Source organism: Aminobacter ciceronei, from assembly GCF_014138625.1.
Lineage (GTDB): Bacteria > Pseudomonadota > Alphaproteobacteria > Rhizobiales > Rhizobiaceae > Aminobacter > Aminobacter ciceronei.
This window is the reverse complement of record NZ_JACJHY010000005.1, coordinates 122,849-136,305: the sequence shown is the minus strand read 5'-3', so window position 1 is coordinate 136,305 and position 13,457 is coordinate 122,849. Positions and strand designations below refer to the sequence as shown.

Below are 13,457 nucleotides of genomic sequence, written 5' to 3'. Positions count from 1 at the left end.
GAGAGGACTGACCACATGAAGAAGCTTATCCTTGTCGTTGCAGCCGTCGTTGCAATCTCAGGCTGCACGACGACCGAGCGCGACGTAGCCACCGGCACGGGCGTAGGTGCTGTTGCCGGCGCTCTCATCGGCGGCGGCCGGGGCGCACTCATCGGCGGTGCCGTCGGCGCGGCCTCGGGCCTGCTGGTCCGCAACCTGCGCAATGGCTACTGCGAATACCGCAACAGCCGTGGCCAGATTTACACAGCGCGCTGCCGCTAAACGGCTTTGCAGACAAAACCCGGCGAAGGCTCTGGCCTCGCCGGGTTTTTCTTTGTGAACCGGGTCTTCTTGCCGATGTCGCGGCGTTCAGCCGCGATAGGGTATGTCGATCTCCACCAGCAGTCCGTCCTTGGCGTAGCGGCGCATGATCTTGCCATCGAGCTCGCGGGTGATGTTCATGTCGATAAGCTTGGTGCCAAAGCCGGTCCTCTCAGGCTCCGATACGCCATTGCCGTTGCGTTCGGCCCAATTGAGCACCAGCCGCCGTTTCTTGCCCTGGCCGTTCATGCGCCAGTTCACCTTCAGGCCGCCAACCGAGTTGTCGCCGTCGCCATATTTCAACGCGTTGGTCGCAAGCTCATGGAAGGTCAGCCCAAGTGCCTGCGTCGTCGTCTCGTCCAGTTCGACCGTCGGACCATTCATCATGTCCTCCGGCAATTCCTTGCCGAACACCTGGCCCAACTCGATGCGCAGCAATTCGCTGAGATCGGCCTTTTGCCAGCGCGAGCGTGTCAGCATGTCCTGCGATGCTGCCATTGCCTGAAGCCGCGCCGAGAAGGACGACGAGAAGTCATTGATGTTCTCGGAGTGCGCCGCGGTCTGCCGCGCCATCGCCAGCACGCGGGCAATCGAGTTCTTGATGCGATGCTTCATTTCCTGAAGCATCAGGTCCTTTTCCAGCAGGCTCTTTTCGGTCGTCTCGTGCAACTGCGCCGCGGCTTCATAGGCGCGCTGCTGATAGCGCGCGACAAGCGCGATCGCACCCGCCAGCACGAGACCGAAAACCCCGAGCATCAGCGGCGCGGCACGCGGCGATGGCGGCGCAAACGCTGTGCTCGGCCTGAAATTGACGGTCCATCTGCGGCCGGCGACATTGGCCTCGCGCGTCACCGAAAACTCGTTGCCATAGCTGGGATCGGGTGGCACCTGCGAGCGGAACAAAAGCGTGTCATCGCCCATCGTCCCGTCGAATACCTCCACCGCCACCGGCAGTAGCGGCGCCTTGCCGAGTGCTGCCTGGAAAAGCTCCGACGTGCGGAAGGCGACATAGAGAAAACCAGCGGGTGCCGGACCTTCTGCCGCCGGGCGGTCGACGCGTGAAAGCACCAGGATCCCGGGCTGCTTCTCGTTGTCGCCCTGGCCGAGCAGCACCCTGCCCGTCGCCCTGGGTTGGCCCTGGGCCGCCATTGCCGATTCGATGGCGGGCCGGCGCAGCGGGTCGGTTGCCATATCGTAGCCCATCGCATCGAGGCTGGCCTTGCTCATCGGCTCGAACAGCACGATGGGCGTCCGCCAGTTCAGCGTCGTCTCAGGAAACAGCGCCCGGTCGATGCCGTAGCCGTCCTTCAGTTCGCGCATGACCGTCTCGCTCTGGCTGGTCTCGATCAGCCTGAGGAAGCCTATGCCGCGCAGGCTGGGGAAATTCTTCTCCGCATCGAGCGAAGCGAAATAGTCGCGGAACTGGTCGCGCGAAAGATGGCCCTTCTGCGCCACGAACATCGCTTGCGTCGCATGCAGCAAGGCAAGGTCGAATTCCAGCCTGCCCTCGATGCGGTTGAGCGCGTCGTCGGCGACGGACTGGAACTTGATCCGCGCCGCCTCCACGGTCGCCAGATACACGAGCCCGGCCATCGTCAGGCTGACGAGGGTCACGGCGATAAAGATCAGACTGGGGAAGTACTTTCTCAATTCCGGCTGGCTCGCGTCACCCACGCACCATTAAAGCACGATCGCGCAAAGGTGAAACTGCTTTTCGCGATCGTGCATTGAGCCAGACGTGCGGCCTGCCTGAGCCGGCAAAGGGCCTGTTCAGGCAGCGATCTGCATTGCCCCCGGTCCGGGCGTTGCGCCAGGCGGACACTTGCCGAGAATGATCATGCCCAACACCTCATCCTTGGTCACGTCCTCGGTGCGGGCCGTGCCGACGACCTGGCCGTTCTTCATCACGCAGACACGGTCGGCGAGATCGAACACGTCGTGGATGTCGTGGCTGATGAGAAAGATGCCGATGCCATCGGCCTTGAGCTGCTTGACCAGTTCGCCGACCTGCGCCGTCTCCTGTGGTCCAAGGGCTGCCGTCGGCTCGTCCATGATCAGTATGCGGGCATTGAACAGGATGGCACGTGCGATCGCCACAGACTGACGCTGGCCACCGGAGAGTTTGCTGACCGGCTCCTTGAAGCGCTGGAAGCGCGGGTTGAGCCGGCCCATCACCTTGCGCGCCTCGGCTTCCATGGCGACGTCGTCGAGCGTGCCATAGGCGGTCATGATCTCGCGGCCGAGGAAGAGGTTGGCGGCGGCATCGACATTGTCGGCCAGCGCCAATGTCTGGTAGATCGTCTCGATGCCGTATTTCTTGGCGTCGCGCGGGTTGGAGATCGCGGCCTCCTCGCCCCGGACCATGATGGTGCCGGCGTCGCGCTTGTAGGCACCCGACAGGATCTTGATCAGCGTCGACTTGCCGGCACCATTGTGACCGAGCAGCGCCACCACTTCACCGGGATAGAGGTCGACCGAAGCATCGTCGACGGCACGGATGCCGCCGAAGGCGATGGAGATGTTCTTGAGGTCGACGAGCGGGATACGGGTCTGTTCCATGATCTTGGCTCCCGGATTTCGTTAGACGCGCTTGCGATAGAGCGTGTCGAGCCAGACGGCCACGACCAGCACCAGGCCAACGACGATGTTCTGCAGCGGCGTGTCGATGTTGAGCAGCACCATGCCCGACTGCAATGACTGCATCAGAAGCGCACCCAGCATGGCACCGGCAACGGTGCCGGAGCCACCGGCGAGCGAGGTGCCGCCAATGACCGCTGCCGCGATGACCAGCAGTTCGTCCAGGGTACCGAGCGAGTTGGTAGCCGAGTTCAGGCGAGCACTGGAGACTGCCGCTGAGATCGCCGCCAGCACGCCCATGATCATGAACACCTTCATGGTGATCCAGCGCGTGTTGATACCGGCGAGGTTGGCTGCTTCCGGGTTGCCGCCGATGGCGAAGACATAGCGGCCAAAGCGTGTGCGGTTGGTGACGAAGGTCATGACGATGCCCACTGCCACCGCGATCAGGACGGGAATGGCGATGCCGTGGGCGATGAACAGGCCGCCTTCAGGGATGGTAATGCCGTTGGCCTCGGCGTAGCGACGCACGATACCGATCGGCCAAGGGTAGGAGTTGGCGATCCAGATCGCGCCAAGGATGACCCCGCAGGTAACGGCGCCGAGCAATGCCTCTGCCCAGACCGGCCGCAGCGGAAACTTGAAGCGCTTGCGTTGCTGGCGGCCACGCAGCAGCAGGAACACCACAGCCAGGCATGCGACAAGGCCGACGATCCAACTCCACGTCGCTCCGATGGCGCCCTGCGGACCACCACCCATGAGCTGGAAGGTGGCATCGAGCGGCGCGATCGTCTGGCCTGACGTGACCCACCAGGCCGCCCCGCGCCAGATCAGCAATCCGCCCAGCGTCACGATGAAGGCAGGAACCTCCATGTAGGCGATGACGAAACCTTGCAGCGCGCCTATCATCAGGCCAAGCGCAATACCAATGGCAAGTGCCAACGCCCAGATCCACGGATTACCAAGTTCGAGACCGACGGCTTTGACCAGGAAATGCACCTGGGCAAAGCCCATCACCATGCCGATCAGGCCTTCGGCCGACCCGACCGACAGGTCGATATTGCGCATGACGATAACCAGCACCATGCCGGTCGCCATAATCGCCACGGCAGACGCTTGCACCGACAGGTTCCACAGATTGCGGGCGGTCAGGAAGGTGCGGCTGTCGAATTCGAACGGGTTGACGCCAAGGCGCAAGCTCGAAATCACCTGCAGCCCGACCCAGATCAGGAGCAGCGCACCGACCATGCCGAGCATGCGCGTATCGATCTCGGTTGCCTTGAGAAAGCGTCCGACCGGGCCGAGTTCGGTCGTTCGCGCTCGGTCTGCCGGCGCGTTGGTTGTCGTGTCTGTCATTGTTACCTCCCGACCGGATAGCCGTCTAAGCGGCAGCCGGTGTGCGCATGATAGGGTCAATCCGCCATGTCATGAAGCGGGCGCTTTTGAAAAACGCCGCGGGCAAGCCGCGGCGTTTGACCGACCGGATCGAACCGATCTCAGTTGCAGGCTGCGACCGAACCGGCCGCCACGCCCTGGCAGACCACGTCCTTGCCAACCCAGCCGGCGTCGATGACGACGTCGAGGTTGTCCTTGGTGATCGGAACAGGCGTCAGGAAGACCGAGTTCAGCTCGAGGCCGCCAGGCGTCTTGAACTTGGTGACGTTGGCGATCTCTTCCATCTTCTTGCCATCGGCGAGCTGCGAGGCGATTTCGGCGGCGTTCTTGCCGAGCTCGCGCGCGTCCTTCCACACCGAGACGGTCTGAGTGCCGAGCGCGATGCGGTTCAGCGCGGCATGGTCGCCGTCCTGGCCCGACACCGGCACCGAGCCGGCAAGGCCCTGTGCCTGAAGCGCTGCGATCGCGCCACCGGCGGTGCCGTCGTTCGAAGCCACGACCGCGTCGATCTTGTTGTCGTTGGCGGTCAGGAACTGTTCCATGTTCTTCTGGGCATTGGCCGGCAGCCAGCCATCGGTATAGGCCTCGCCGACATTCTTGATCTTGCCGGCGTCGACGGCTTCCTTGAGCACTTCCATCTGCCCGGCGAACAGGAAGTCGGCGTTCGGATCTGCACCGCTGCCCTTGATGAAGACGTAGTTGCCTTCAGGCTTGGCGGCGAACACGCCCTTGGCCTGCATGCGGCCGACTTCCTTGTTGTCGAAGGTCAGGTAGAAGGCGTCCTTGTTCTCGATCAGGCGGTCGTAGCCGACAACAGGAATGCCTTCGGCGACGGCCTTGTCGACAGCCGGTCCGATGGCCGAGGCGTCCTGAGCCAGGATGATCAGGGCGTTGGCGCCCTGGGAGATCAGGCTTTCGACGTCGGTCAGCTGCTTGGCCGGCGACGACTGCGCGTCAGCCGAGATGTACTTGTCGCCGGCGGCCTCGATGGCGGCCTTCATGGCGGCTTCGTCGGTCTTCCAGCGCTCTTCCTGGAAGTTCGACCAGGAGACGCCGATGACCTTGTCCTTTGCCGAAGCCACTGCCGTAAGCGACAGAGTCATGGCAACGCCCGCCAGGATGGCGGTGGTAAACTTTTTCATTATTTCCTCCCTGCGCCCAATGGGCGCGCCTACTTCGCGATAGCCCTTGGAGAAGCTCTTTTTTTCGAGCCTCGAAAAAATACTGACTCAATGCCCGGCCACTGTCAACATGGTTTCGCGAGCGCTCCTTATTTTTTTCGGAGCCCGAAATAAATAGAGACATTTGGCGCTGGCTCTGTCACAATCACTTGGCGCGTAAGGGACTGCCGCTTAAGAAGGGCAGCGCTTCGCCGGGAGGAAGAGAGCACATGTCGGTCGGCATACGTCACGACGATCTGAGACGGCGCAACCGCGCCATGGTTATATCCGCGGTTCGCCGAGCCAGCCAGCCATCGCGCACCGAAATCGCTGCCACCACCGGCCTCAGCCATTCGACGATCTCGACGATTTCCTCCGATCTCATATCAGAAGGCATCCTTGCCGAGGCCAAGTTCAGCGAACCCGTCTCCATGAAACGGGGGCGGCCGCAGGTCGGGTTGATGCTCGATGCCGACGCTGCGTCTGTCGTTGCGGTCGTGCTCTCGCTCAACAGCCTGTCCGCCGCCATCATCGACTATGCCGGCAACACCGTGACCGAAGAGACCCGGCGGCTTGTCACGCAGCAGATGCCTGCCGAGGCGCTGGTCGACGAATGCGTCGGAATGGTCCGGCGCCTGATCGACAGCGCCGGTGCTTCGGGCGGCGCCGTCCTACGCATCGCCATCGCCGTCCAGGGCATCACCGACGCCGCCTCGCGCAAGCTGTTGTGGTCTCCGATCACCCGCTACGACGACATCCCCTTCGCCGACCGGCTGGAGCAGGAGTTCGGCGTACCTGTTTCGGTTGAGAACGACTGCAACATGATCGCCGAGGCCCTGCGCTGGCGAGATCCGGTGCGTTATCGCGACGACTTCATCGCCATCCTGCTCTCGCACGGCATCGGCATGGGCCTCGTCATCAAGGGCGAGCTGTTCACCGGCACGCAGTCGTCGGGTGCCGAGTTCGGCCACATGATCCACCGCCCGGACGGCGCGCTTTGCCGCTGCGGCCGCCGCGGCTGCATCGAGGCCTATGCCGGCAACTACGCCATCTGGCGCAACGCAAGGGTTGGCGACGAGAATGCCGAGCCGCTGGCCGACCTGTCCGACGACGACATCAGGGCCGTGGCCGATGCGGCACGTGACCATGATGGCCCCGAACGCGAGGCCTTTCGCAAGGCCGGCGAAGCCATCGGCTTTGGACTCGGCTCGATGTTTGCGCTGTTCGACCCGGCCCCCCTCGCCTTCGTCGGCGTCGGCGCAACCGCCTTCGACATCATGGAGCCACATGTGCGCGCGGCCATCGCCAAGACGGCGGGCGGGCTGCACTCGAAGGCGATCTCCTTCGACACCGAACCCAACGAGGTTCCGCTCAAACGCGAGGGCGCGATGATGCGCGCGCTGCTTGCCGTTGATCAGGAGATTTTTGCCGCAGGCACGGCTCCACGCCGTGCCGGTGCCGACGTCGCCTAGCTGAGCGGAAAAGAGCCCGAAGCGGCTCAGTCCTCGCGGATGGCGTAGCCGGCACCGCGAATGGTCCGGATCACGTCAGGCATGCGGCCGTTGTTGACCGCCTTGCGCAGGCGCCCGACATGCACGTCAACGGTGCGCTCGTCGATATAGATCGTCTCGCCCCAGACATTGTCGAGCAACTGGCTGCGCGAGAACACGCGGCCCGGGTGCCGCATCATGAATTCGAGCAAGCGGAATTCGGTCGGCCCGAGCTTGATCTCGCTCTTCTTGCGGTAGACGCGGTGCGACTCGCGGTCGAGCATGATGTCGCCGACCTTGAGCACCGAGGACAGCACCTCGGGTTTGGCCCGGCGCAGCAGCGCCTTGACGCGCGCCATGAATTCCGGCGTCGAGAACGGCTTGACCAGGTAGTCGTCGGCCCCGGTCGAAAGCCCGCGCACCCTGTCGCTTTCCTCGCCCCGCGCCGTCAGCATGATGATCGGCAGGCGTTCGGTGTCGGGACGCATCCTGAGCCGGCGGCACAGTTCGATACCCGACAGCGCCGGCACCATCCAGTCGAGCACCAGCAGGTCGGGCACGTTTTCCTGGAGCCGGATCTCGGCCTCGTCGCCACGCGTGACGACCTCGACCTGATAGCCTTCGGATTCGAGATTGTAGCGAAGCAGCACGCCCAGCGGCTCTTCGTCTTCGACGACCATGACCTTGGGAGCGATCATTGGCTATACCTTGTCCTTGCGCATGGCCGCTTCTGGACCATGCGCTGATTTAACCTATGCAGCGCCCCCGCGCCAAACGCATGCGGTTGCGGAAATGCTCAGGCCGGAACCGTCGTCGTGGTCTCGTCGACCTTGGGCCGGTTCAGCGGCAGCTGCGTACCCGTCACGACGAAATAGGCGTTCTCGGCGATGTTGGTGACATGGTCGCCGATGCGCTCGAGGTTCTTGGCGCAGAACAGCAGATGCGTGCAGGCCGTGATGTTGCGCGGATCTTCCATCATGTAGGTCAGGAGTTCGCGGAACACGGCGGTGTACTGGATGTCGATCTTCTGGTCGTCGGCGCGCAGATCCTTCAGGCCCTCGGCCTGACGCGCGACATAGAGATCGACGACGCCGCGAACCTGGCCAAGCACCAGCTGCGCCATCGCATCGATCGAATGCGAGAGATTGCGCGGGGTCGGCGACTGGCCGACGGCGCCGACGCGCTTGGCAATGTTCTTGGCGAGGTCGCCGATGCGCTCGAGGTCACCCGCCATGCGGATGGCACCGACCACGGCGCGCAAATCCTGCGCCATCGGCTGGCGCTTGGCGATCAGCGTGATCGCCGAATTGTCGAGATCGCGCTGCTTGGCGTCCATGATCGTATCGTCGGCAACGACGTTTTGCGCCAGTGCCTGGTCGGATGTGAGAAGCGCGCGGATGGCGCCGGCCACCATTGCGCCGGAAAGATCGCCCATGTCGCGGATGAGCTGGTCGACGTGCTGAAGTTCTTCGTCGAAGGACCGGACTGTATGTTCGCCCATGATTTCTTCCTCGTATCGTGTGCCGCGACGAAACCCACTCAGCCGAAGCGGCCGGTGATGTAGTCCTGCGTCCGCTTGTCGTCGGGGTTGGTGAACATCTTGTCGGTCGGGCCTTCCTCGACGAGATAGCCGAGGTGGAACATCGCCGTGCGCTGCGACACGCGCGCCGCCTGCTGCATCGAGTGCGTGACGATGACGATCGTGTAGTTCTCGCGCAGTTCGTCGATCAGCTCCTCGACCTTGGCGGTGGCGATAGGGTCGAGCGCCGAACACGGCTCGTCCATCAGGATCACCTCGGGCGAAACGGCGATGGCGCGCGCGATGCACAGGCGCTGCTGCTGGCCGCCCGACAGGCCGGTGCCCGGCTCGTTGAGGCGGTCCTTGGCTTCATTCCACAGAGCGGCCTTCTGCAGGCTCTTCTCGACGATCACGTCGAGCTCGGCCTTGTTCTTGGCGAGACCATGGATGCGCGGGCCGTAGGCGACGTTCTCGTAGATCGACTTCGGGAACGGGTTCGGCTTCTGGAACACCATGCCGACGCGGGCACGCAGCTCGACGACGTCGATCTTGGGATCGTAGATGTCTTCGCTGTCGAGGGTGATCTTGCCGCCGACGCGGGCTGCGTCGATGGTGTCGTTCATGCGATTGAGGCAGCGCAGGAAGGTCGACTTGCCGCAGCCCGACGGGCCGATCAGCGCCGTCACCTGATTCTGGCGAACGTCGAGATCGACGCCGAACAGCGCTTGCTTCTCGCCATAGTGCACGGTCACCTTGTCGCCGCGCATCTTGATGATTTCGTTCGTTCTGGCGTTCATCTCAGCATTCACCGCGTCGTCGAGGGATTTTTCGGTCATGATGTTCATAGCAGGATGCTCCTTGTCCATGCCCTACCAGCGGCGCTCGAAGCGGCGGCGCAGGACGATGGCGACGATGTTCATGGCCATGAGGAAGATGAGAAGAATGATGATGGCGCCCGACATGCGCTCGACAAAGGCGCGTTCGGCCTCGTTCGCCCACATGTAGATCTGCACCGGAAGTGCGGTTGCGGGATCGAACGGCGTCTTGGGATAGTCGGCAACGAAGGCGACCATGCCGATTAAGAGCAGCGGTGCTGTCTCGCCGAGCGCACGCGCCAGGCCGATGATCGTGCCGGTCAGGATGCCGGGGGCGGCCAGTGGCAGGATGTGCTGGAACACCATCTGCATCTTCGAGGCGCCAAGGCCAAGCGCTGCCGAGCGGATCGACGGCGGCACGGCAGCCAAGGCGGCGCGCGTCGCGATGATGATGGTCGGCAGCGTCATCAGCGTCAGCACCAGGCCGCCGACGAAGGATGCCGAACGCGGCAGGCCGAGGAAATTGATGAACACGGCCAGGCCGAGCAGACCGAAGACGATCGACGGCACGGCGGCGAGGTTGTTGATGTTGACCTCGATCAGGTCGGTGAAGCGGCTCTTCTTGGCGAATTCCTCGAGATAGATCGAGGCGGCGACGCCGATCGGCAGCGCCAGCAAGAGCACGATCACCATCATGTAGAACGAACCGATGAGGGCTACGCCGACGCCCGAGGTTTCAGGACGGCTTGATGCGCCGTAGCTGAACAGACCGGTATTGAAGTGCTCGGCCATCACGCCTTCGGCCTTGAGCTTGTTCATCCACTCGACCTGCTGGTCCGACACCTTGCGGCGGCTTTCCGGCACGTCGAGGTCGATCTGACCCTTGAAGGCCGAGTCGAGATTGGCGGCGGCGAGGATGTCGACGTTGCGGGTCGTGCCGATGACCGACGGGTCGGCGGCGACGATCGCCCGGAGCTGGACCCGCGAGCTGTCGGACAGGAAGCCCTTGAGCTTGCGCACATCGGCCTTGTTGTTCGGGTCGATGCCGAGCTTCTCGATCAGCGCCTGTTCGGCGAGCTTGGGATAGTTCGCAGTGATCAGCACATTCGGATCGGTCGCCCGCTTGTTGGACGGGTCGATGATCTTTTCGTCGAAGTTGATCGGCAGCGTCACCGTCGTCTGCCAGAAGGCCGTGTAGCCCTTGGAAACGATCGAGGTCAGCATCACTGCCAGGAAGGCCAGGCCGATGGCGATCGCCAGCACACCATAGAGTCGGAAGCGGCGTTCGGCGGCATAGCGCTTCTTGAGGCCGATGTCGCGGCGCGGACGGGCAGCTGACGCGGTCAGCGTGTCGAGCGAAATATCGGTCATTCGTACTGCTCCCGGTACTTCCGGACGATGTAAAGGGCGACGATGTTCATCACCAGCGTCAGCGCGAACAGCGTGATGCCGAGCGCGAAGGCGACGAGCGTCTGCGGCGTGTTGAATTCAAGATCGCCGGTCAGCTGGTTGACGATCTTGACGGTGATGGTGGTCATCGCCTCGAAAGGGTTGAGTGTCAGGTTGGCGGCAACGCCCGCTGCCAGCACCACGATCATCGTTTCGCCGATGGCGCGCGAGGCGGTCAGAAGGATGGCGCCGACGATGCCCGGGAGAGCGGCTGGGAGGATGACGCGCTTGATTGTTTCCGAGCGCGTGGCGCCAAGGCCGAGCGAGCCGTCGCGCATGGCGCGCGGCACGGCGGTGATGATGTCATCGGAGAGCGAAGAGACCACCGGGATCAGCATCACGCCCATGACCAGGCCGGCGGTCAGGATCGACTGCGCCTGGATGAACGGGGTGCCGCCGGTGAGCGCCGCGCTGATGTCGCGCAGGAAAGGCCCAAGCGTGACGAGCGCGAAGATACCATAGACGATTGTCGGGATGCCGGCGAGCAGCTCGAGCGCCGGCTTGACCACCGCGCGTACCTTGGGTGCTGCGTATTCCGACATGTAGACCGCCGACATCAGGCCGATCGGCACTGCGACCAGCAGCGCGACGAAGGCAATGTAGAGCGTGCCGGCAAGCAGCGGGATCAGGCCGAACTGGCCTTCGCTGGCGCCCGCACCAGCAGCGGCGAAGCGCGGATCCCACACCGCGCCGAAGAAGAAGTTGGTCAGCGGCACCTTCTCGAAAAAGGCGATCGTCTGGAACAGCATCGACAAAACGATGCCGATGGTCGTGAGAATGGCGAGCGTCGAGGCGCCGAGCAGGCTCCACAGCATCACCTTCTCGACATTGTTGCGTGCCCTGGCGCGCGGGCTGATGCCCTTCAGCCCGAAGCCGACGCCGATCAGGGCGAGGCCGATCGAGACGACGGCCGAGATCATGCCGAGGCGGTCGGAGACGCTGTTGGTCTCAGTCGCGATCGGAATCATGTAGTCCTGTGTGTCGGGAGCCAGCGCCACGCCCTTGGCGGCAAGCATCGGCTGCAGCTCGGTAAAGGTCGAGGGCAGTGTTGCAAGCGTCTGGCTGTCGAGCTTGCGCAATCCGCTGGCGAGGCTCTTGACCAGGCCTGCGGACAGATCTTCATGCGCGACGGTGCCGTCTGCGACATCGGCCGGCAGGGACGAATGGATGTGGCTGTTGAGATAGGCGCTGGCGCCGATGTCCCAGGCGGCGAGGAACAGCACCGCCGGCACGACGCCGGTCAGGAATGCCCACCAGCCATGGTAGTGCGCCCGCGAGTGCGGCTTGACGGTTCCATCATCCTGCGCGCGCGCCCTTTGCCGGCCAACCACGAAGGCGGCCAAGCCTATTGCGAGCACGATGGCGAAGACAAGCAGGAATGACATGGGCCGGCCTCGGTGAATTCGGTTCTTTGTGCCGAACGGGACAGTCGGCGAAATATTCCACGGGGCGCCGGATTTTTCCGACGCCCCGTGGCAGTTCGTTGATTACATGGTCTTGCCGGCGCCGAAGGCTTCGCGCTGGGCAGCGCGCTCTGCGTCCGGAGCAGCAACCAGACCGTAGTCGGCGAGCGGGCTTTCCGGGCCGACCATCTGGTCGTCGAGGAAGAACTCAACATATTCCTTCAGGCCGGGAACAACGCCGAGATGCGCCTTCTTGACGTAGAAGAACAGCGGACGCGACACCGGATACTCGCCCTTGGCGATCGTCTCGACCGAAGGCGTGATGCCGCCGACGGTGGCGACCTTCAGCTTGTCGGCGTTGTTTTCGTAGAAGGCCAGGCCGAACACGCCGACGCCGGTCTTGTTCGAGTCGATGCGGGCCAGCGTCTCGGAGTAGTCGCCGTCGATGTCGACAGCCTTGCCGTCCTTGCGCACGGCCTTGCAGGCGGCTTCCGCGGCCTTGTCGTCGAGGCCGGAAGCCTTGCCGGCGTCAACGCCGCCGAGCTTCTTGCAGCCGGCGATCAGCAGCTTTTCTTCGAACACTTCGCGGGTGCCGTGCTTTTCGCCCGGGATGTAGGCAGCGATGTCCCAGTCGGGCAGGTTCGGGTTGACCTGGTTCCACTTGGTGTTCGGGTTGTCGACCAGCTTGCCGTCGACAGCGATCTTGGCCGCGAGCGCCTTGTAGACGTCTTCCGGGGTCAGCGCCCAGTCCGGGCCCTTGACGTCGGTCGCGAAGACGATGCCGTCATAGCCAATCTTCACTTCCTGGATGTCCTTGACGCCGGCGTCGACGCAGGACTTGATCTCGTCCTTCTTCATCGGACGCGAGGAGTTGGCGATGTCGATGGTGTTCTCGCCGACGCCCTTGCAGAATTCCTTGATGCCAGCGCCCGAACCGCCCGATTCGACGACGGGGGTCTTGAAGTTGGTGAAGGTCTCGCCGAACTGTTCGGCAACGATCTTTGCATAGGGCAGAACGGTCGAGGAACCGGCAACCTGGATCTGGTCGCGGGCCGAGGCATAGCCTACCGAGGCTGCGATCGCGAAGGCAGCAGCCGACGCAGTGAGAAGAGCTTTTTTCATTGGGGCCTGCTCCTGTTGGAGTATCTCTTATGACGCCTTTCCTCGGCGCCCGGTGAGCCAATAGCCCCCCTCTATTACAGTTGCATGACAGTTTCGTGTCACCCCTGTAACGGTTGCTGTGCATGGCGCTGAAGGGGTCGTTTCCTCGGTCCTTTGCCGGCGCGAGGCAAACAACAGGCAGGCAACGAAAGCAAGCCGCCTACGCAACGGCAGGCCGGTCTTTGTCG

Annotated in this window: 12 protein-coding genes; 2 read left to right on the top strand and 10 right to left on the bottom strand. The window is 63.3% G+C overall.

Annotation, left to right across the window (positions count from 1 at the left end; genetic code table 11):
* The first annotated feature begins 15 nt into the window (after positions 1-15).
* Entirely contained in the window at positions 16-261 is a 246-nt protein-coding gene (locus HNQ95_RS07455) for a YMGG-like glycine zipper-containing protein (RefSeq protein ID WP_067957313.1), read from the top strand.
* Between the two features lie 87 nt (positions 262-348).
* On the opposite strand, the gene HNQ95_RS07450 is transcribed toward HNQ95_RS07455, so the two are convergent.
* From HNQ95_RS07450 to xylF, 4 genes are all read right to left on the bottom strand, one after another.
* Positions 349-1,950 carry a CHASE domain-containing protein gene (locus HNQ95_RS07450; RefSeq protein ID WP_182573775.1) on the bottom strand — a complete coding sequence of 534 codons (1,602 nt, stop codon included), beginning with the start codon at positions 1,948-1,950 and terminating at the stop codon, positions 349-351.
* A gap of 120 nt (positions 1,951-2,070) precedes the next feature.
* Positions 2,071-2,859, bottom strand: coding sequence for an ATP-binding cassette domain-containing protein (locus HNQ95_RS07445; RefSeq protein ID WP_067957308.1), 789 nt, complete (start codon positions 2,857-2,859; stop codon positions 2,071-2,073).
* Between the two features lie 21 nt (positions 2,860-2,880).
* Entirely contained in the window at positions 2,881-4,233 is a 1,353-nt protein-coding gene (locus HNQ95_RS07440; RefSeq protein ID WP_067957307.1) for a sugar ABC transporter permease, read from the bottom strand.
* A gap of 140 nt (positions 4,234-4,373) precedes the next feature.
* A complete protein-coding gene (gene xylF, locus HNQ95_RS07435) occupies positions 4,374-5,414 on the bottom strand; it encodes a D-xylose ABC transporter substrate-binding protein (protein WP_067957302.1) in 1,041 nt (346 codons plus the stop codon).
* Between the two features lie 248 nt (positions 5,415-5,662).
* Between xylF and HNQ95_RS07430 the strand changes: the two genes are divergently transcribed.
* Positions 5,663-6,904, top strand: coding sequence for an ROK family protein (locus HNQ95_RS07430; RefSeq protein ID WP_067957299.1), 1,242 nt, complete (start codon positions 5,663-5,665; stop codon positions 6,902-6,904).
* Between the two features lie 26 nt (positions 6,905-6,930).
* On the opposite strand, the gene phoB is transcribed toward HNQ95_RS07430, so the two are convergent.
* From phoB to HNQ95_RS07400, 6 genes are all read right to left on the bottom strand, one after another.
* Positions 6,931-7,620, bottom strand: a complete 690-nt coding sequence (gene phoB / locus HNQ95_RS07425; protein WP_067957297.1) for a phosphate regulon transcriptional regulator PhoB — start codon at positions 7,618-7,620, stop codon at positions 6,931-6,933.
* Positions 7,621-7,718: 98 nt separating this feature from the next.
* Positions 7,719-8,423: a phosphate signaling complex protein PhoU gene (gene phoU / locus HNQ95_RS07420; protein WP_067957295.1), complete on the bottom strand. Its 705-nt coding sequence runs from the start codon at positions 8,421-8,423 to the stop codon at positions 7,719-7,721.
* A gap of 38 nt (positions 8,424-8,461) precedes the next feature.
* The gene (pstB, locus tag HNQ95_RS07415) at positions 8,462-9,286 is read right to left on the bottom strand and encodes a phosphate ABC transporter ATP-binding protein PstB (RefSeq protein ID WP_154385679.1); all 825 of its coding nucleotides are present in this window, start codon (positions 9,284-9,286) and stop codon (positions 8,462-8,464) included.
* A 24-nt stretch (positions 9,287-9,310) separates the two neighbouring features.
* On the bottom strand, positions 9,311-10,627 hold the full coding sequence (gene pstA, locus HNQ95_RS07410; protein WP_182573774.1) for a phosphate ABC transporter permease PstA: 1,317 nt from the start codon (positions 10,625-10,627) through the stop codon (positions 9,311-9,313).
* On the bottom strand, positions 10,624-12,090 hold the full coding sequence (pstC, locus tag HNQ95_RS07405; RefSeq protein WP_154385681.1) for a phosphate ABC transporter permease subunit PstC: 1,467 nt from the start codon (positions 12,088-12,090) through the stop codon (positions 10,624-10,626). Before pstC ends, pstA begins: the two co-directional genes overlap by 4 nt.
* A 102-nt stretch (positions 12,091-12,192) precedes the next feature.
* The gene (locus tag HNQ95_RS07400) at positions 12,193-13,230 is read right to left on the bottom strand and encodes a PstS family phosphate ABC transporter substrate-binding protein (protein ID WP_154385682.1); all 1,038 of its coding nucleotides are present in this window, start codon (positions 13,228-13,230) and stop codon (positions 12,193-12,195) included.
* Between the last annotated feature and the right edge of the window lie 227 nt (positions 13,231-13,457).

Excerpts from the sequence above, each read along its gene's own strand:
- HNQ95_RS07455 (WP_067957313.1), top strand. The coding sequence starts at position 16 with ATGAAGAAGCTTATCCTTGTCGTTGCAGCCGTCGTTGCAATCTCAGGC.
- HNQ95_RS07445 (WP_067957308.1), bottom strand. The coding sequence starts at position 2,859 with ATGGAACAGACCCGTATCCCGCTCGTCGACCTCAAGAACATCTCCATC.
- HNQ95_RS07440 (WP_067957307.1), bottom strand. The coding sequence starts at position 4,233 with ATGACAGACACGACAACCAACGCGCCGGCAGACCGAGCGCGAACGACC.
- xylF (WP_067957302.1), bottom strand. The coding sequence starts at position 5,414 with ATGAAAAAGTTTACCACCGCCATCCTGGCGGGCGTTGCCATGACTCTG.
- HNQ95_RS07430 (WP_067957299.1), top strand. The coding sequence starts at position 5,663 with ATGTCGGTCGGCATACGTCACGACGATCTGAGACGGCGCAACCGCGCC.
- phoB (WP_067957297.1), bottom strand. The coding sequence starts at position 7,620 with ATGATCGCTCCCAAGGTCATGGTCGTCGAAGACGAAGAGCCGCTGGGC.
- phoU (WP_067957295.1), bottom strand. The coding sequence starts at position 8,423 with ATGGGCGAACATACAGTCCGGTCCTTCGACGAAGAACTTCAGCACGTC.
- pstB (WP_154385679.1), bottom strand. The coding sequence starts at position 9,286 with ATGAACATCATGACCGAAAAATCCCTCGACGACGCGGTGAATGCTGAG.
- pstA (WP_182573774.1), bottom strand. The coding sequence starts at position 10,627 with ATGACCGATATTTCGCTCGACACGCTGACCGCGTCAGCTGCCCGTCCG.
- pstC (WP_154385681.1), bottom strand. The coding sequence starts at position 12,090 with ATGTCATTCCTGCTTGTCTTCGCCATCGTGCTCGCAATAGGCTTGGCC.
- HNQ95_RS07400 (WP_154385682.1), bottom strand. The coding sequence starts at position 13,230 with ATGAAAAAAGCTCTTCTCACTGCGTCGGCTGCTGCCTTCGCGATCGCA.